This is a genomic window from Paenibacillus protaetiae, assembly GCF_004135365.1.
In the GTDB taxonomy this organism is placed as follows: Bacteria; Bacillota; Bacilli; order Paenibacillales; family Paenibacillaceae; genus Paenibacillus_AP; species Paenibacillus_AP protaetiae.
On record NZ_CP035492.1, the window covers coordinates 1,690,956 to 1,709,192 of the forward strand.

Below are 18,237 nucleotides of genomic sequence, written 5' to 3' on the forward strand. Positions count from 1 at the left end.
TATCCGGCTATTTGAGCGCGATTTGCTTGATTAAGCCTTCGATAAACACTTCTTCCGTCCAAATTGTGCGGATGACCAAATCTGAGCCGATAACCTCCAGCTCTCCTTTGCTCAATGCAAGCGTCAGCTTCTCGCTGGAGAACTGAATGACGCCGCGGTGATTCTCGATATAAAGTTGTCTATCCCCGATCATGGTAAGCCTCGGAAGATCGTACATGACGTCCTGCGGCATATCCAGCATGTCGGCGGTCCATTTTCGTATTTTTCGGTTGATGCGGCCCATATGCTCTCCGGTCCCCCCGCCTTGCGTATGCGATGGCATAAGCCTGTTAAAATAACAAAACGGTTCTTCATTCCAAATTATGCTCGGAGCGGCTCATTTATGAAGATCGCAAAAGATAACATACACCGCGTCGCAAGGAAGGGCTACGGCTGCGAATAATAACGGCTGATCCTGCCTGGACAGCAAAAAAAAGCAAGCTTCCGGATTGTAACAATCCAGAAAGCTTGCTTTTTATTTACGGAACGGTTTTTTGGCGCGCGGCGGGCCTAAAATTTCCGACCATACGACAGCTCGCCGCAAGTCTTCTTCGCTGGCGCGCAGCACCGGCGATTTGGCCGGCTGCGCCTTGGGCTGGCGGGCAGCGCCCTGCGCGTTCTGACGCACTCCCAAGCCCGTATGGCCGTGTCTGGCGGGAGGAGCCGGCTGCGAGGCCGCCTGGCTGCGGCTCTGTGCCGGATACGCCCCTGAGAACGGGCTTACGCCGGGAGGCTGCACAGCGGAACGGGGAGGCTCCTCTGCCTGCTTAGGAGCCGGCTCATAAGGAGCTTCTCGCCAATTCTCCTCATCGCGGCTGTTTTCGTTCCTTTCGTGCTCCTCCTGCGGATGCGGATAACGCCGCTCGCGTTCTCCCGGCCAGGAGCGGTCAGCGCCGCCGCCAAAGGTCGGCATACCGCCTCTCGGGCGCTGCTTGCGCGAGCCGCCCACGATTTTGGCGATAATCCCGATAATGACCACAATAAAAAAGATGTTGCTTGATAAAAAAGCGATCAGCTTCTCCAATCTATCACCCCCGGCAAATTAATGGAATCGCCGGTCAGGCGTTTGAGTTGCCGCCATTGTGGTCGGAATCCGCCGAATCCGGCTTGCCGATCGTATTGCGCATTTGCGTATCCGCTTCAATATTTTTCAAGTTCATATAATCCATGACGCCGATTTTGCCCGACTTCAGCGCTTCTGCCATTGCAAGCGGCACCTGTGATTCCGATTCGACAACCAGCGCTCTCATTTCTACGACACGCGCCTTCATTTCCTGCTCTTGGGCAACCGCCATCGCGCGGCGTTCTTCCGCTTTAGCCTGAGCGATCCGCTTGTCGGCTTCCGCTTGCTCGGTTTGCAGATTGGCGCCGATATTTTTGCCTACGTCCACATCGGCGATATCAATGGACAAAATTTCGAATGCAGTTCCGGCATCCAGCCCTTTCCCTAACACAGTGCGCGAAATCAGGTCCGGATTTTCAAGCACGTCTTTATGCGAACCGGAGGAACCAACCGTCGTTACGATCCCTTCGCCGACCCGGGCGATAATCGTTTCTTCGCCGGCGCCGCCGACGAGCCGTTCGATATTGGCGCGAACCGTAACTCTTGCTTTTACTTTCACTTCGATGCCGTCTTTCGCTACCGCCGCTACAATCGGCGTTTCAATAACGCGGGGATTAACGCTCATTTGTACCGCCTGAAGCACATCGCGGCCAGCCAAATCAATCGCGGCCGCCCGTTCAAAAATAAGCGGAATGTTGGCGCGTTGGGCCGCAATCAGCGCATTAACTACCCGGTCGACGTTGCCGCCCGCCAAGTAATGGCTTTCCAGCTGGTTGATCGACAACCCTAATCCCGCTTTCGTCGCTTTGATCATCGGGTTCACGATCCGGCTTGGCGTAACACGGCGCAATCGCATCGCTACAAGCGTTATGATGCCGATGCGCACGCCCGATGCAATGGCGGAAACCCACAGCATAACCGGGAAGAAACTAAGAAATACAGAGATGACGATAATCGCCAGCACAACAATAATGACTGCAGTTACTAATGGATCCAAATGAAATCACGACTCCTTTCAAGTTTAAACCGTTTCTTTTTTTTCTTTCACAAAAACCCAGGTGCCTTCCGCTTTCGTAACAACGACCGCCGCTCCCTGTTTAATAAATTCGCCGGAGGTGACGACGTCGACCCGTTCCTCGCCGATTTGCACCGTCCCCGCCGGACGGAGCGGCGTAACGGCTACACCTTCGCGCCCGACTAGCGGAACTTTCGTTTCAGCCGGCACGAAACCTTTATCCGCAGTAAGCTTCTCCCGCAAAATAAACTTGTTCCAAATGCCGCGGTGGCCGAATTTTTTGATGGAGATCCCTATTACGATAGCAGCCAGAACAATTGCCACAGCTAATGACAGCAATGCGGACAGCGGATCGGAAGCGGCCATCATCACGCCCGCGATCAAGGATATGCTGCCTACAATTCCGAGCGCCCCGAAACTAGGCACAAACAGCTCCAGTATAAGCAGAATTAATCCAAGCACAAACAGCGCAATAGATTCTTTTCCTGCGAAACCGGCTACATAATGCCCGAAAAAATAAAGCCCAAACGATATCGCTCCGATAAGCGCCGGAAATCCTAATCCGGTAACAATCAGTTCCAGGGCAATGCCGGCTACGCCAATAATGAGCAGCAGCGTCCGGATGTACGGATCAACCAAATACCTTGCCAGTTGCTCGGCAGGCGACGGCTTCACATCAATCCGGTCCCGGCTATCGAGACCTAGCCATGCAATCGTTTCCTCAACAGAACCTGCGATGTGATCCGCGTATCCGGCCTTTTGCGCTTCATCGGCCGATAAAGTCAATATTTGCCCCTTGTCCTTGCTAATGCCGGAATCCGGCAAAGAAAGGGTAACATCTTTATTGACCATCGCAGCAGCAATGTCCGGGTTTCGGCCGTGAAGCGCCGCCGCCTCCATCATCATTTTGGTCCAGAATGACACGGTTTTCGGATTGTCAATCAAATCGCCCGAACCGTTGACGACTGCAGCAGCTCCAATCGTGCTGCCCGGCTCCATCACAATCTGTTCGGCGTTTAAAGCGATGTAAGTGCCTGCCGATACCGCTTTTCCTTCCACAAACACCGTTGTCGGCACCGGGCTTTTGCGGATCAGCTCGCCGATTTGCTCGGCACTGGTTACTGCTCCGCCAAAGGTGTTAATGGTCAAAATGACTCGTTCCGCCCGTGCCTCCTCCGCTTCCTTGTAAGCCCGGCGCAAAAAAGCCTCCAGACCCGACTCAATCGTCTGCTCGGCCGGAATCACAACAACGGCCGGCCCGGCGGCCGACGCTTGCTGTGCAGCCTGCCCCTCCGCCGCTGCGTGAACAGCCGACGCGCCAACCGCAAAACTTAACCATGCGGCAAGCATGCAGCCAAGCAAAACCAGCTTGGGCCATCTAAGCAGTTGCATGTGAGCTGCCTCCTTTTTACGGCATGATCTACCTTTACGGGTTAAACGCACCAAACGTTTCATATATATGTAAATGATAACATAAGCCAAGCCCTATTTTGGGATTTATTCCAATACAATGCCAATAAAAAAAGTCCACTTCAGCTTTCTCGGCATTCGTGGACTTTATTCACAGGTTCCCGGCTTATCACATAGAAATAACTTATGAAAAAGCCGCAAATAAGCGTACATAGTAAAAAACACCCCAATTAAGGGGTGTTTATGTCCGATCCTTGTTTATTGCAGAAATTGTTGCACCAATTGGTTTACTAGTTTACCGTCTGCGCGTCCTTTTACTTTTGGCAAAAGAGCGCCCATCACTTTCCCCATCTCGGCTTTGGAAGAAGCACCGAGTTCCTGGATCGTCTGCGTCACTATCGCTTTAATCTCTTCTTCGGTCAGCTGTGCGGGAAGGTATTGACTAATAATATCAATTTCTGCTCTAAGAGCTGTTGCCAGATCCTCACGGCCGGCTTTCTCAAATTCTTGGAGGGAATCTTTACGTTGTTTGATCTCGCGACTTACGATATCAAGCACTTCATTATCGTCCAAAGGACGCTTCAAATCAATTTCCAAGTTTTTAATGGACGCACGAACCATGCGGATTGTGGTCAATTTGAACTTGTCCTGATTTTTCATAGCTTGCTTCATATCGTCGTTCAATCGTTCGCTAAGGTTCATTATGGAAGGATCCTCCTAAAACTTTCTCTTACGCGCAGCCTCGGACTTTTTCTTGCGCTTAACACTTGGCTTTTCATAATGCTTGCGTTTCTTCACTTCCGCCAGGACGCCATCTTTAGCGATGGAACGTTTAAAGCGGCGAAGCGCTGCATCAATAGTCTCGTTTTTGCGAACTTTCGTTTCAGACACCAGTTTTCCCTCCCTCCGAAACAGACCGTCCAGAGCATAAACACGGTTTATCAAACTTCATTATATGTCAAAATGAATAACAGTGTCAACTTTGCTTGGAAGCATGCCCGCTCTGCGGCATATTCGTAACTATTATAACGGATTATGCGCTGCGAGTCCAATGAAAAAGCGCCTGGCCAATGTCTGGCCAAGCGCTTCGGACGAACCGTCCTTAGAAGAAAAACGGCAAAAGGGATAAACCAAGCAATCCGCCCAGCGGGAATACTTGACGGTAAAAACGGCGGCGAGGGAAAAACGGGTACGGATAGAAGCCAGGGCCAAAAAACGCCCGGTCGTCATGCGGCCATGCCGGGACAGCCAAACAGACGACGTGATCGTCGATATGCTCGATAAAGCCGTCGATGCAGTAGCCGCTGTGCGTACGCAGCAGCACATAACGGAATTTGTGATGTTCGCACCATTTTTTATGATGGTCCGGATGCGCAACATAAGGCATATTAGCATAAGATTCATTGGCTTCTTTTGCAGCCGGGATAATCGGATTCGGCATATTGGATACGCCGGCGGAGCTGTGAGCTTTTTTATTTTCCAAACGAAAGCCTCCCCTTTCATACGCTTTGCTTTCATCGTATTCAGGAATAGGCGAATGGCTACTTCCGTTTGAAATTATTTTAGGCTGCTGCCGTGAACGAGAATGGCTTTCTCCAAATCGTCCGCGATATCAAGCCAGCCGTATCCGCCGCCCAGCCGGATGGAGGAGCTGCGGATGCCGATCGTGTCAAAATTGAAGCGCAAAATAATTTCCCGCTCCTGCGCATAGGCATCACGCAAGGCGGTCAAATAATTCCTGTCCGCATCGGACAGGCTGCCGTTCTCCATCGCGATCAGCCTGAGCTTCTGTTCGTTATCGCTAAATATTTGAAATACAGCGTCAACCTTGTCGTCTTTGCCTTCCAGCTTATGCGCCGCCGTTATGAAATCAAGGACTCCTTGCACATGATTCCCGAAACTTTGACCCAAATTAAATTTGTCGATCATCATTTGCCCGGTGCCGGAACCGTCGTTCTGGAGCAGGGAATCCAAGCTTTGCAAAGCACTGTTATAAAACGATGCAGTCTGCTCCGCGTTCATGCCTACAACCTGCCCGGCTTCGTATTTGCGGTCTTGGCTGTTCTGAATCGATTGGGCATACAAAAACACGTTGCCGATCAAGCTGAAAACGAGCAGCGCCAAAGTAATAGGAAGGGCGGCGGACCGCTTCCCCTGCTTGTCGTATTGCTTATCGTGTTCCATTCATGAGCCTCCTATAATTGCGATCGCAACGCATCTCGGGCTTGCGCCTCCGGTTAGCGCAGCCGGACCGATTGCCCTCCGTCAAAAAAGAATACGTGGCATTCGTCAACCGGCTTTCCACGTATTTGGCCAATCGCTTCCGCATACAGTTCCAGCTGGAATCGGTGCTTCTCGGCGGCCTGTTCCCACTGCTTCATATAAATCCGGTCGGTTTTGTAGTCCAGCAGAACGACACCGTCCTTATCCTCAAACAAGCAGTCGATGACGCCTTGAATGAGAATCGGCTCATCCGCCGAAGGAGCCGGCGCGCCGGGATAAACGCGCGATGCCGGGAACATACAGCTGAAAGGCACCTCCCGCTGCACACGGTCCGCCTGCAGCAGCCGCCTTCCAAGCGGACTATCGAAAAAGGCGGCGATAGCCGGCAAATCCAGCGCTTCAGCCTGCCGCTCCGTCAGCAGCCTCCGTTCAATCATACCGGCAAGCCTCTCTTGCAGCTTCCCGGCATTGATCTCGCCCTCCAGCGGAATATGCTGCATCATCAAGTGGCTGACAGTCCCTTTCTCCGCTGCGGTCAAGCTGTTTTCCTCCATAAACTGCGGACGGCGCAGCCGAAACGTATAACTTCCGCCTAGAGCAGGCTTACGCTGCTTGGCAGCGTTTTGGTCCGTCTGGCTTTCGTCAGAAGGCGGCGATTCAGCCGGCATGTCCGCAGATTCGGCGGCTTCCGCAAACCCGGCGAGCTGCTCGTACGGCATCCCGCCTGTATGTTCCTCCGCCTCCAAAAATTCGGCGTGCAGCCGTTTCATTTCCGTCACGGACGACTTGGCCGCCATGCCGGAGGCGTGCTGATAGCCGTAGCTCCAGTCGAGCCGCGCCCGAAGCAGATCTGCCGGCTGTGTGTCGTCTAGAATTGCCAGCGATGTGACTGCCTGCAGTCGTTCCTCACGCGTTATATCTGCATCTCCCCCGGCGCTTCCGCGGAGGCGGCAGCTTCGGAGCCAAACAAGGAAGCGGCCACTATGCCGGCTTTCATCTCCAGCGTTTCCGGGCGGACAGAGGCCGGACGGCTGTTTTCCGCAGCGGCGGATTCCGGTTCCGCTTCCGTATCCGCGATATCGAAAGCGGAAGCGGCCAGCGGGCCAATCCAGTCAAAAAACGATGTAGCGGAAGCGATCTGATAATCGGGGAGCTGCCCGGCGGCAGCTGCCGCTTTCCAGCGCTGCAGCTTCTTGTCTGCATCGCTGACCGTTCCGACCAATATCATTTTTTCTTTCGGGCGGGTTAACGCCACGTACAATATCCGCATTTCCTCTGCCAGCATCTCCATCTTCATCCGCCTGCGGATGGCGAGAAACGGAAGCGTCGGATAGCTGATCCGCCGCTCCGGGTCGACATAACGAGGGCCAAAGCCAAGCTGCTTATGCTTCAGAAATGCGCTCCGTGTATCCTGCTGGTTAAATGATTTGCCAAGTCCGGCAATAAAAACGACAGGAAATTCCAGCCCCTTGCTTTTGTGAATCGACATGATCCGCACGACGTCCTGCTGCTCTCCGGCCGCGCGCGCCGTGCCGAGATCGCCGCCGCTGTCGCGCATCCGTTCGATAAACCGGAGAAAGCGGAACAAACCGCGGAACGATGTTGCCTCATAGCTGCGTGCACGGTCATGCAAAGCGCGTAAATTGGCCTGCCGCTGCACGCCGCCGGCCAGCCCGCCTACAAACTCGTAATAGCCAGTTTCCCTGTAAATGTGCCACAACAGCTCGGACAAAGCTCCTTGTCTTGCCTCCTCGCGCCAATGGTCGAGCTGGTTCAGAAACCGCGACAGTTTGCTGCGAAGCTCGTCCGGCAGCAAAAGGCTGCCAGCGGCATGCAGCACGGCGTCGTAATAACCGGAACGTTTCGCATGAATCCGAATAAGCGCCAGCTCCTCCGCACTCAAACCAACAAGCGGGGAACGCAGCACGCCGGCCAGCGGAATATCCTGATACGGATTGTCGATAATTTGAAGCAGCGACAGCATCGTTTCCACTTCAGTCGCGTCAAAATACCCGGTGCTCAGCTCGGCATAAGCCGGAATGCCGTTAGCTTGCAGTTCTTCGATAATAACGGGCGCCCACTGCTGCGTGGCGCGCAGCAAGATGACGGCATCCCGCCACATCATCGGGCGGGTAACACCCCGTTTGCCGTCGTACACCGGAAAACGTTCGTCCATCATTTGTTTCAGCCGCATCGCCATCCATCTGGCTTCCAGCTGTACGGTTTGCAGCTCTTCAGGCGTAGGTGCGGCTGCCCCGCTTTCGCGGTCAACTGCCGCGCCGGAGCCCTCCTCCTCCGCATCGTCATCCTCTTCCGGCACAGCCGCCCCGCCGGATTTGCTGATCACGGCCAGTTCTACCTGAAAGGCGCCTCGCTGCTCCGGCTCCGGATAATAAGCGCCGCTTACAAGCTCTGCCCGGCTGTCATAATCCATCTCCGCAACCGATTCGCGCATAATCGGCCGGAACACGTTGTTAACCGCATCCACCACCTCGGTGCGGCTCCGGAAGTTGCGCGCCAGATCGATGCGAAGGCCGGCCTCGCCGGCTGCTGCGCTTCCTTCCGTCTCGCGGACACCGCCGGACTTGTCGTCCCCTCTGCCTCAAGAACACCGCCGCTGCCGACGTAACGCTTATACTTGTCCAAGAACAAGCCCGGCTCCGCCAAGCGGAACCGGTAGATGCTCTGCTTGACGTCACCGACCATAAACCGGTTGCCCGGGCCTGATTTCGAGATCAAACGGACAATAGCCTCCTGGACCATATTCGTATCCTGATATTCGTCCAGCAGTATTTCGTCGAACTGCTGCTGATACTCCAGCGCAGCGCTGGAAGGAACGGCCAGCGCCGGCGTCGATTCGGGCGCCCGCAGGATGCGGAGGCAATAATGCTCCAAATCGCCAAAATCAAGCAGTCCTTTTTCTCTCTTCGCCGCTTCATACCGCGCACCAAACTCGGCAACAAGCCCCGACAATGCTTCCATCAGCGGCGCAAGCTCCTCCAGTTCGGCCGCAAATGTTTCAGGGGAACGCCCGAACAGCTCCGAAGCAAGCGTGCTGACGAGCTTCTTGGCGCCTTCACGCAGTTCCTTGCTTTGCTCCTGCAGCTCCTTGTCATACTCATCGCCGCGCATTGCCTTCAGCTTGCCGAACTGGACTGCGGCAAACGGTTCGAACCACTGCTCCCATGGCGCTGCCTGCACCTGGTATTGAAGTCCGCGCACCAGCTGCAGATCCTGCTCAAACGTCTCTGCATAAGGAGCCGGGCCGGCAGGCAAACGGGTCAAAGCAAGCGCCTGCTCCAGCAGCCCTTCAGCCCCGGCCAGCGATTGCAGCACATCATCCCGAATGCTCTCTATCCAGCTGCTGCGGCCAAGCGAAGCGGCATCTTGCACACGAAAAGCGGCAGCGGTTTCCCGCAGCCAATGTTCCGGCCAAGGATGGCTTTGCGCAAAATCATACAGCTGCTGCACGAGCCGGTACAGCGGGTCATCGCCTTTCTCCCCGCCAAACCGGTCGGCAAGCCGGAGAAACGCGCCGCCGTCGGAGGCGTTGTCATATTTTTCCTCAAATAACTGATCCAACACGTCAATACGCATAAGTTCGCTTTCCGTTTCGTTCGCGATGCGGAAGCCGGGATCAAGCCCGATCAGCGGATAATAACGGCGAATGACATCCAGGCAAAAAGAATGGAGCGTCGTAATGGAAGCGCGGTTCAGCAAAGCAAGCTGCCTTTGCAAATGCTCGGAATCCGGCATCTTCTCCAGCTCTTTTTCCAGCGCAAGCCCAATCCGTTCTTTCATTTCCGCTGCGGCCGCTTTCGTAAATGTGGCCACCAGCAGCCGGTCCACATCGGTAGAAGCGCATATTTTGCGTATAATCCGCTCGACAAGCACGGCAGTTTTGCCTGAACCCGCCGCTGCCGCTACCAGGACGTTGGAGCCTTCGGCCGTAATGGCGTGCCACTGGTCATCCGTCCAGCTGCTGCCTGCCGGCTTAGGCGTTATGTTCGAGTCCATCTTCCTCTGCTCCTTCCTGCAGCGTTTCCCACAGCTGTTCCTTTGGCGGCTTGCGCCATTTGCGGTAGTTGTTCCCTTCAAACAGCGGATCAAACTGGCATACCGCTTTGTAATCGCAATATTGGCAAGGCGATTTGCCGCCAAGACGGTAAGGGGCAATGTCGATTTTGCCTTGCGTAATGTCGGCGCCGATGCTGCCGATGGTCCTTCTGACCGAGTTCCGGAGCACGTCCCATTGCTCGCCGGTTACGACGGAAGAGCTGCTGTAAAAGGTGCCGTCCCGCTTCAAGGCGACAGGCAGCAAATCGGAGTAGCCGGTGTCCAGCTCGCCGTCCATCAGGCGAGCCGTCTCCGCGTCGGCGGATATAAGCCCGCGCGTCTTGAACTTCTTTAGGACAAGCCCGTTTGCTTCCGCTTCGGTCATGCTGTTCGAGACGGCAAGCAGCGGGTTATGCACGTGAAAATAAAGGACGCCCGCCGGCGATGCCGGCTTTCCGATCCACTGTTCCGCATGCGTCACAAGCACATCCAGGTAAGTGAGCATTTGCAGCGACAAGCCGAAAGCAACCTCCTCCAGCTTCAGCTGGGTCGGGCTTGATTTGTAATCGAGCACCCGGAGCAGCATGCCGTCTTCTGTTTCCGCGCCGTCCACCCGGTCGATGCGTCCGATAATTTCCATCGTGCCGCCGCCTGGCATCGGCACGACAAGCGGCGGCAGATCGCCGTCCGGCCCAAACGCCACTTCCAGCCCGATCGGCTCAAACTGGGCGCGGCGGGCATGTTCGCCTAAGATGACGGCCGCCTGGCCAATAATTTCTTTCAGCTTGCGGGCAATATATTGGAATCTTGCGCTGCTGAGCAAAATTTGCGACTGCAGCTTGGGCGCAAGCTCGTCCACTGTTCCCGCCGCCTCCTGGCGGATTTGCGGCACGGACATGGAGCCGAGACGCGGCCCAAGCTTCTGGGCCAGCTTGCTTAATGCGGCGTGGAACAACTGCCCGACATCCGGCGCTTCCAGCCGGTAAAGCTGCCGTTCCCGAAGTTTCAGCCCATGAATGGCAAAATGCTGGAACGGGCAGGAAACAAACCGTTCCATCCGCGACACGCTTGCTTTCAGCTGCTCGCCGTAAAGTTCCCGCGCGGTTTCCGGCGACAATGACGCCTCGAAGTTAGTATACGTTAACGATCCCGTTAACAGCTGCAGCTTGGGCTGCCATGCCGGACGGATCGCAAACCAGTTGTACAAATCCCACCAGAATGGCGCAATATCCGCCCCCTGCCGCCAAGCGCGGAGCTGGGCAATAAGGTAACCCAGCGTCTGCTGCGGATTTCCGATGTAAGCATATTGTTCTTCTTCGGGCATATCCGGTGCCGGTTCTCCTGCCAGTGAACGGACAGGAATACCTGGAAACAGCTGCTTGACATGGCGGACTACTTCGGAAGGCAGCATCGCCTTCCCTTCCTCGTCAGCCTGCGTCCAACTGATCCATAGATGGGACTCCGGCGTTGTCAACGCGTTATATATCAGAAAACGCTCGTCCAGCAGCCGGCGGCGTACGCCCGGCGCCATCGCGATTCCCGCTTCGGCCAACCGCTCACGTTCCTCTTCCGTCAAAATACCGTCTTCTTTGACCCGCATCGGCATAACGCCGTCATTGGCGCCGAGCACATAGCTGACCTGGATACGTCCGGGACGCGTCCGGTCCATGCTGCCGACGAGCACTTGATCAACGGCCGGCGGCACTGCCGCCAGCTTCAAGCTTTCCAGCCCCGTCTCCAGCATGCCGGCGAACAGCTCCGGCGATACGGACTCTTCGCCCGCCATCTCCACAAGCTGATCCAGCAGCTGCATGACGCCGTCCCAAAGCTGGCGATGCGCCCTTGCGCGCCTCATATCACCTTCAGCTTGATGCAGCCGGCTCCATCTTTCCAGACGGTCCGCCGCATCGGCGTGATCCAGCAGCCGGTACACCGCTCCGCACATTTCGCGGATATTTGCCGCTTTATGAAGCGTTTGTCCTAACCGGCGCAGCGGCGGTACAATGTATTCCCTGGCGGCGAGTACCGCGTCCAGCTCCAGCAGCGCTCTTTGGCTCGGTTCGGCAAGACCGCTTCCATCCTCTTCCAGCGACTGCTTCATTAGCGGGCGCCATTGTTTTCTTTCCAGCCATTTCCACCCGTCAATGCCGGCTGCAAGCACATAGTTTTCCAACAGGTCAAACGCTTCCCGCGTCTGCGATCCGTCTATCGGAAACAACAATTCGGTCTTGATGCAGCGGAACACCGCTTCATACCGCCAGCCATGCAGCACCGTTTCCAGTGCGGAGCGAATAAATTCAACCAGCGGATGATGGACAGCCGTTTTTTTCTGGTCCAAAAAATATGGTATACCGTAATCGCTGAATACCGATTCAATATATTCATTGTAGTCACCCGCGTTACGCACCATAATGGCCATATCCCGCCATCTGAGTCCTTCATCGCGCGCTCTGCGCAGCATATCCCGGGCTGCCGCTTCCACTTCCGCCCTGCGGCTGTCCGCCGCATGGAGCGAGATGCCGCAGCCGGGCTGTTCCGGCTCCAGCTGCCGGATATCCGGCACCAGCATCGGGACGCGTTTCGTGTAATGGCGTTCCAAATGCGCCAGCATCGGGCTCGCCTTAAACCGCTGCGGCGGCCGGCTGTCCAGCTGAATCGGCTCCAGCACATCCACGCCGGCTGCAAGCGCAAGCTCCAGCAGCTGGCAGTAAGTTGATGCTGTCGGATGAAATAAATCGAGCTCATGCGGCTGTTCGCCGGAAGCATACGGACGGTTCAGCGTCAATGTTATCGTTACATCCGCAGATGACCCGATCAGCACCGCTAATGCTTCATATTCTTTTGGCGTAAAACCATGGAAACCGTCAATCCAAAGCGCTGCTCCCTGCATGGAAGGAGCTGCGGCGAAGCCGGAAGCAAGCCGCGTCAAATAATCTTCCGAATCGATATATAGTCCGTCCAGTTCTTTCTCCAGCATGCCGTATACAAGCTGCAGATCATGCAGCTTGCGCTCAAGCAGGGGCGAACCCCCGGAGAGAGCGCGAATATCATGCTCATCAATTAAAGCGGAAGCATCCATGCCGTAGCGTTTCCATTCCGTCAACAGCTCGGAAAGCCTTTCGATAAAGCCCGGCTGCTCCGCTCCGCCTTGAAAAAGCCGCAGCTCGTCCTGAAGGCGGTGCACGATTTTAAAGAGCAGCATCTGCTTGCCGTTGTCGTTAATCGGAACAAGCGCTGTCCCGCCCGTCTCCTGCATCACCCGGTAAGCAAGCCTGCGGAAGCTCAGCGCCTGAGCGCGGATAGAGCCGCCCGCTCCGCCTTCGCGGAACAATGCGTATTCGGTCTGAAACGTCGCCTGCTCCGGAACAAGCATAATAAGGGGCGGACCTTCCGGATGCTCTGCGAGCCTGTCCCTCACCTCATTTAAACAAAACGTAGTTTTGCCTGCGCCGGAGACGCCCAGCACGAAACGAAGCGCCACGCTTATCATCCTTTCTGTACATACCCTGTCTATTCTTAATCTACTATTCTACCATACTTGATGCAAATAGGAGAAAGGAGGCGGCTGTCGATAAAAATTGGCAGCGTAAAACGCAAAAAAAGCCCGGGGCCGGTTATACCGCCTCCCCAAGCTTTGTATGCCCGCTTATTCGCCTGCCGCTTACTGCCCGCCGCTTCCGCTTGCAGGCGGCTGTCCATGAATAATGCCGTCAATCAAGCCGTAATCTTGCGCTTCCTCCGCCGACATGAACCAATCCCGGTCCGTGTCCTGATGGATCCGCTCCACCGGCTGTCCCGTCCGTTCGGAAAGAAGTTTATTAATATGCCCGCGCGTACGGATGATACGCTCCGCTCGGATGCGGATATCCGAAGCTTGCCCTTGCGCTCCGCCTAACGGCTGATGAAGCATAATCTCGCTGTTGGGAAGCGCGAAACGTTTCCCTTTTGCCCCGCCCGCTAAAAGAACTGCGCCGAAGCTGGCCGCGCTGCCCAAACATATGGTCGATACGTCCGGCTTAATGTACTGCATCGTATCATAAATGCCAAAGCCTGCTGTAATGGACCCGCCTGGGCTGTTAATAAACATTTGGATATCCTTGTCGGGATCATCCGCAGCCAGAAACAAAAGCTGGGCTACAATCGCATTCGACAGTTCGTCGGTTATTTCCGAGCCTACCATCACAATCCGGTCTTTAAGCAGCCGGGAAAATACGTCGTAGCTGCGTTCGCCGCCTTTGGACTGTTCGATGACATAAGGAATTAAAGTCATTTGAGTACCCCTCCTTAAAATGATTTGCCGCCGCCGCTCTGCTTGCAGCACAACGGCAACCCTGCCAGCCGCTTACGCCGCCATGCGCAGCTTCGCCGTTGTGCCCGGCGAGCCGGATCCCCGCGACCGGATGCTCCGCTGCTGCGACTGCTGGCGGATGTGGACAGCCGCGGACTGCCGGCTTTCTTCATCCTGCTGCTGCATCAGCATCGCAATAGCTTGCGCATCACCGTCGTGCAATGCCGCCACATATGCAAGCATCACAGCGTGCTCCTTTTCGCCAAGCGCTCCTGCCTGGCAGGCTTCAAGCAGCGGCAAGGCGGCTCCCCGCTCCGTACGAAGCTTGCTAATAACGATGCGCGCGCGGTGCAAAGCCGCTTTAACAGCGCCTTCCGAAATTTGCAGCATAGCCGCCGTTTCTTTGGCCGGCAAAGCCACAGCCTCCCGCAGCAAATAAACGGTCCGCTGCAGCGGCGTCAAATGATGGATCAGCATAAGCAGCGCCTGCTCCACATCGTCCTGCTCGATGCCGGATTGTTCCTCTGCTTCGGGCAGGCCGCCCGCCTCCCGTTCCAATGCAGCGCCCTTGCTGCTTCTGCGCAGCTGGTCGATCCACCGGTTTTTGGCCATTCTGAACAAATAAGCGGAAGGATTGGCAAGCTCGCGGACCGAAGCCATAAAAGGCAAAGCTTTCATATACGTTTCCTGCGCCAAATCTTCCGCATCCCATTGCGAGCCGGTTAAGCTGCGGCAATAACGGACAAGCGCCGAGCGGATTTGCTCCGCTTCCCAAATCGGCTGCTGCTCCATCTGATCATCTCCTTTCGGTCGGTTGACTGTTATTCCAGCAAATAAGCCAGATTTTCCGAATTCGTGCTTTGCAGGCTGCCCGGAAGACCTTCACGGCTTGACGCCAGGCTGAAGTACCTTGTGTCTTCTTTGTCATCATACAAATGATAGCGCAACAGACGGCTGCCGCCTGTTATCTGTTGAACGAGCCGTTCATGAAACTGCCCGTGCGTCATCTCATCCACCGAACCAAGATGAAAGATGCCTCGTAAATTCTGTTTAAGGATATAGCGCAATTGCCGGGCCAGCTGCACATCCAGTAAATGGCTGCATACGAGATTGCTGTACACGTCAATCTCTTTGTTATTTTTTATGCTTTCCTTGACCTGATCCCACCGCGGTGAAGGTTTGCCCCAAATGGCCGGAATCCGGATAATGACCAATCGTTCGCCCATAATTCGCTTCAGCATATTTTCACAGCTGATTTTGAACTTTCCATAATCGGACACGGCAATGGGATTGTCTGCTTCGGTATGCGGTTTGGAAACATCACCGTCAAATACGTTTGTGGTCGATAAATAATACAGGCGGCTGTTCCCCTCCGCCAATGCCGCAGCCAGCTGCATATGGAATTCGAGCTGCCGGCCATAATCCCCTCTCAGGCAGGATATTACGATATCGGGGTTCATTTCCTTTAATTGTTCCTGCAGCTTGTCGTACTGCTCCATGTCTAATTGGAATTGCTTTGTTATTAACATAACGAAAGCCGGCTCCAAAAAGATACGGCTGCCGCAAAAAAAATTCCGGCGGGATAGTCCCCGCCGGAATGATCATGGATGGTAGTTGTTCCGGACCTTTATTTGCTCCGGACTTCAAAAATGGCGAATTTCAAGTAATGCCCCTCGCTGACGCCCAGCAGCTGCGGATGGTCTTTGCCCGCAGCCCGCCATTCAACCAGGCGGAGCAGCTTGCCGGCATCGGCTGCCGCGTCCTGGATCGTCTCCAGGAACAAATCCGGACGCATATGGTACGAGCAGCTGGCGGTCACTAAATATCCGCCTTCATTTACGAGCTTCATGCCTTGCAGATTAATATCTTTGTATCCCCGGCAGGCGCCGGCAACGGCGCTTTTCGTTTTGGCGAATGCGGGCGGGTCCAGAATGACCACATCCCATGTACGGCCGGCCGAACCAAGCGGCTTGGACGTATCCGCGACGCCGCGGGCACGGTCTTCGCGTTCTTCGCGGCCTTTGACCTGCGTGCGCAAATAATCAAAGGCGTCTGCAACAACGAATTCAACACGGTCGCTGAAGCCGTTCCGCTGCACATTGCGGCGCGCCGTGTCAATCGCATGCTCGGACACATCGAGGCAGGTGACTTTTTTAGCGCCGTATTGGCAGGCGTGCAGCGTAAAGCTTCCCGTATGGGCAAAGCATTCCAGCACGGTTGCGCCGTCCCAATAAGGGAATGTTACGATTTTGCCGTTGGCGTTTACCGGAACCGCAACTTGACCGTCCTTCGCCGGTTTGGCCGCAAGCTTTGCTTCCTCCGGCACTTCCCCGGCCGGCTTTGTTTCCAGATGAATGCCGCTGCGCGCGCCCCAGCCGGTCATAAGCGGAGCTATGGAAGCGCGGTTTTCCCGCTGGTCAAAAAAGTAGCCGGTTTTCTGCCCTTGCTCGATATCCACTTCCATAAGCAAACCGTTTTCCGTTATTTCCACAATCCGCGGACAGTCGCCGTACAAGACGCCGGTGCGCTCTTCCAGCCCTTCCAGGCGCCGTACGCCAACGTCGCTGCGTTCATAGATACCCTGCGGCTTAAAAACTTCCGCCAGCGCCGCTGTAATCGCGTCTCTGCGAATATCCATGCCAAGCGTCAAAATCTGTACGACAAGCACGCCTCCAAACCGGTCGACGACCAGCCCCGGAAGGAAATCCGCTTCGCCGTATACAAGCCGGCAGTCCGCATCCGGAACAAACCGCCCGCGGTAATCCGCGCAGCTTTGGAACCGCTCTTTAAAAAAAGCAACATCCATCTCATCCAACGGCTGGTAGGAGACGACCCTGACCGTAATTTGCGACTGCGGATTCCAATAGCCGGTCGCCAAATATTTGCCGTTATGGCTAACCACGTCCACCAATGCACCCGGCTCTGCTTCGCCTTCCATTTTGTCGATTTCGTTGCCGTAAATCCAAGGGTGGCCTTGTTCGAGACGTTTTTTCCGTCCGCGCTGCAGCCAAATTTTCGCTTTGCTCACTTCGATTATTCCGTCCTCTCTTGTTCCTGTCCGGCATTGTTGCCGCAGCCTTAGGCAAGGAACTCGTCATGCTTGTCCTCAGTATCGCATATGTATAAATCAATCCAATACGGCCATTTCGATAAAGGAGGGCCATATGTTTATTGCCATTCTTTTGCCCATGGCGTTTGGCTTCTCCATCTTTATGAGCGGGATGAAGCTGATGGAGCTGGCGCTGCACCGGCTCGCCGGATCCCATTTGCAGCGGGCGCTCCATACCTTTACGTCAACCCCCTTACACGGGCTTGTTACCGGCATAGCCGCCTCGGCTTTTTTGCAAAGCAGCACGGCCGTTACCGTCATAACGATCGGGTTAGTTAACGCCGGGCTGCTTAGTTTCCCGCGTACGCTTGGCATTGTGCTCGGCACCAATATCGGCACCTGCCTGACCACCGAACTGATAGGCCTTCATTTAACGAAGCTGGCGATGCCCATATTATATGTTTCTCTTGCAATGTGGCTCATTACCGCCGTATTCGATGAAATGAATCTTCTGCCGGGTTTGCAGAAACGCGGCTGGCTGCCGAAACTTCGGGCTTCGGCGCTGGCTGCCGGCGGTTTCGGCCTGCTGCTGGCCGGGCTTGCCGTTATGCAGTCTATTGGCCCGGCCATTCAGCAAAGCCCGCTGTTTCGCTGGTTTCTCGCCCATGCGTCGGACAACCTGTGGTGGGGGCTGCTTGCCGGCGCCGTTCTGACGGCTGCCGTCCACAGCAGCACCGCTGTAATCGGCCTTGTGATGGGTTTCGCCATGCTTGGCTCGATGTCAATCGATATTGGCACCGCTATCGTCCTTGGCGCCAATATCGGGACATGCGTCACGGCACTGCTCGCTTCCATCGGCGGTTCAAAAGCAGGGCGTTTTGTCGCCTTGTCGCATATTGTTTTAAATGCCGGCGGGGCGCTTATGTTCATGCCGCTCGTCAGCCTGCTTGCAAGCGCAGCCGGAATTGCAGCCAGTTCGCCGGCCAGCCAAATCGCTCATGCCCAAACGCTGTTTAATATCGTATGTTCCTTGCTCGCATTGCCTTTATGTTATGTTCCATATATGAAAAAGCTGGGCCGTTGAAGGCAAGCCG

Annotated in this window: 17 protein-coding genes; 1 reads left to right on the forward strand and 16 read right to left on the reverse strand. The window is 55.3% G+C overall.

The features are described 5' to 3' along the window. Positions 1-7: 7 nt before the first annotated feature. The 16 genes from yqfC to ET464_RS07770 all read right to left on the reverse strand — a co-directional run bounded on the left by yqfC (position 8) and on the right by ET464_RS07770 (position 17,122). Positions 8-283 carry a sporulation protein YqfC gene (gene yqfC / locus ET464_RS07705; protein ID WP_129439749.1) on the reverse strand — a complete coding sequence of 92 codons (276 nt, stop codon included), beginning with the start codon at positions 281-283 and terminating at the stop codon, positions 8-10. 231 nt (positions 284-514) lie between these two features. Further along, the gene (locus ET464_RS07710) at positions 515-1,063 is read right to left on the reverse strand and encodes a hypothetical protein (RefSeq protein WP_129439751.1); all 549 of its coding nucleotides are present in this window, start codon (positions 1,061-1,063) and stop codon (positions 515-517) included. Between the two features lie 34 nt (positions 1,064-1,097). Continuing rightward, positions 1,098-2,099, reverse strand: coding sequence for a flotillin-like protein FloA (floA, locus tag ET464_RS07715; protein WP_129439753.1), 1,002 nt, complete (start codon positions 2,097-2,099; stop codon positions 1,098-1,100). A gap of 24 nt (positions 2,100-2,123) precedes the next feature. Continuing rightward, entirely contained in the window at positions 2,124-3,509 is a 1,386-nt protein-coding gene (locus ET464_RS07720; protein WP_129439755.1) for an NfeD family protein, read from the reverse strand. A 276-nt stretch (positions 3,510-3,785) separates the two neighbouring features. Then, entirely contained in the window at positions 3,786-4,229 is a 444-nt protein-coding gene (locus ET464_RS07725; protein WP_129439757.1) for a GatB/YqeY domain-containing protein, read from the reverse strand. A 15-nt stretch (positions 4,230-4,244) separates the two neighbouring features. Next, entirely contained in the window at positions 4,245-4,418 is a 174-nt protein-coding gene (gene rpsU, locus ET464_RS07730; RefSeq protein ID WP_005547957.1) for a 30S ribosomal protein S21, read from the reverse strand. Between the two features lie 211 nt (positions 4,419-4,629). Next, positions 4,630-5,010: a hypothetical protein gene (locus ET464_RS07735; protein WP_244226708.1), complete on the reverse strand. Its 381-nt coding sequence runs from the start codon at positions 5,008-5,010 to the stop codon at positions 4,630-4,632. 74 nt (positions 5,011-5,084) lie between these two features. Then, the gene (locus ET464_RS07740) at positions 5,085-5,711 is read right to left on the reverse strand and encodes a hypothetical protein (protein ID WP_129439759.1); all 627 of its coding nucleotides are present in this window, start codon (positions 5,709-5,711) and stop codon (positions 5,085-5,087) included. A gap of 53 nt (positions 5,712-5,764) precedes the next feature. After that, entirely contained in the window at positions 5,765-6,520 is a 756-nt protein-coding gene (locus ET464_RS20700) for a PD-(D/E)XK nuclease family protein (RefSeq protein WP_341869777.1), read from the reverse strand. A 143-nt stretch (positions 6,521-6,663) separates the two neighbouring features. Further along, entirely contained in the window at positions 6,664-8,241 is a 1,578-nt protein-coding gene (locus ET464_RS20705) for a 3'-5' exonuclease (RefSeq protein ID WP_341869761.1), read from the reverse strand. Further along, positions 8,154-9,767 (reverse strand): UvrD-helicase domain-containing protein, encoded by a 1,614-nt coding sequence (locus ET464_RS20710; protein ID WP_341869762.1) that lies wholly within the window; start codon positions 9,765-9,767, stop codon positions 8,154-8,156. The genes ET464_RS20705 and ET464_RS20710 overlap by 88 nt, the downstream gene beginning before the upstream one ends. Further along, on the reverse strand, positions 9,745-13,287 hold the full coding sequence (gene addB, locus ET464_RS07750; protein WP_129439760.1) for a helicase-exonuclease AddAB subunit AddB: 3,543 nt from the start codon (positions 13,285-13,287) through the stop codon (positions 9,745-9,747). The genes ET464_RS20710 and addB overlap by 23 nt, the downstream gene beginning before the upstream one ends. A gap of 180 nt (positions 13,288-13,467) precedes the next feature. Beyond that, the gene (gene clpP / locus ET464_RS07755; RefSeq protein WP_129439762.1) at positions 13,468-14,076 is read right to left on the reverse strand and encodes an ATP-dependent Clp endopeptidase proteolytic subunit ClpP; all 609 of its coding nucleotides are present in this window, start codon (positions 14,074-14,076) and stop codon (positions 13,468-13,470) included. Positions 14,077-14,148: 72 nt separating this feature from the next. Next, a complete protein-coding gene (locus tag ET464_RS07760; RefSeq protein ID WP_129439764.1) occupies positions 14,149-14,886 on the reverse strand; it encodes an RNA polymerase sigma factor in 738 nt (245 codons plus the stop codon). 29 nt (positions 14,887-14,915) lie between these two features. Continuing rightward, positions 14,916-15,623, reverse strand: a complete 708-nt coding sequence (locus tag ET464_RS07765) for a sugar nucleotide-binding protein (RefSeq protein WP_129439767.1) — start codon at positions 15,621-15,623, stop codon at positions 14,916-14,918. A 98-nt stretch (positions 15,624-15,721) separates the two neighbouring features. Next, positions 15,722-17,122, reverse strand: a complete 1,401-nt coding sequence (locus ET464_RS07770; protein WP_129439769.1) for a class I SAM-dependent rRNA methyltransferase — start codon at positions 17,120-17,122, stop codon at positions 15,722-15,724. A gap of 136 nt (positions 17,123-17,258) precedes the next feature. Here ET464_RS07770 and ET464_RS07775 point away from each other — a divergent pair, with 136 nt between their 5' ends. Continuing rightward, positions 17,259-18,227 carry a Na/Pi cotransporter family protein gene (locus ET464_RS07775; protein ID WP_129439771.1) on the forward strand — a complete coding sequence of 323 codons (969 nt, stop codon included), beginning with the start codon at positions 17,259-17,261 and terminating at the stop codon, positions 18,225-18,227. Positions 18,228-18,237: the final 10 nt, after the last annotated feature.

What these genes read in the sequence shown, in the direction of transcription:
- yqfC (WP_129439749.1), bottom strand. Translation starts at nt 283, where the DNA reads ATGGGCCGCATCAACCGAAAAATACGAAAATGGACCGCCGACATGCTG.
- ET464_RS07720 (WP_129439755.1), bottom strand. Translation starts at nt 3,509, where the DNA reads ATGCAACTGCTTAGATGGCCCAAGCTGGTTTTGCTTGGCTGCATGCTT.
- ET464_RS07725 (WP_129439757.1), bottom strand. Translation starts at nt 4,229, where the DNA reads ATGAACCTTAGCGAACGATTGAACGACGATATGAAGCAAGCTATGAAA.
- ET464_RS07740 (WP_129439759.1), bottom strand. Translation starts at nt 5,711, where the DNA reads ATGGAACACGATAAGCAATACGACAAGCAGGGGAAGCGGTCCGCCGCC.
- ET464_RS20700 (WP_341869777.1), bottom strand. Translation starts at nt 6,520, where the DNA reads ATGAAACGGCTGCACGCCGAATTTTTGGAGGCGGAGGAACATACAGGC.
- ET464_RS20710 (WP_341869762.1), bottom strand. Translation starts at nt 9,767, where the DNA reads ATGGACTCGAACATAACGCCTAAGCCGGCAGGCAGCAGCTGGACGGAT.
- clpP (WP_129439762.1), bottom strand. Translation starts at nt 14,076, where the DNA reads ATGACTTTAATTCCTTATGTCATCGAACAGTCCAAAGGCGGCGAACGC.
- ET464_RS07760 (WP_129439764.1), bottom strand. Translation starts at nt 14,886, where the DNA reads ATGGAGCAGCAGCCGATTTGGGAAGCGGAGCAAATCCGCTCGGCGCTT.
- ET464_RS07765 (WP_129439767.1), bottom strand. Translation starts at nt 15,623, where the DNA reads ATGTTAATAACAAAGCAATTCCAATTAGACATGGAGCAGTACGACAAG.
- ET464_RS07775 (WP_129439771.1), top strand. Translation starts at nt 17,259, where the DNA reads ATGTTTATTGCCATTCTTTTGCCCATGGCGTTTGGCTTCTCCATCTTT.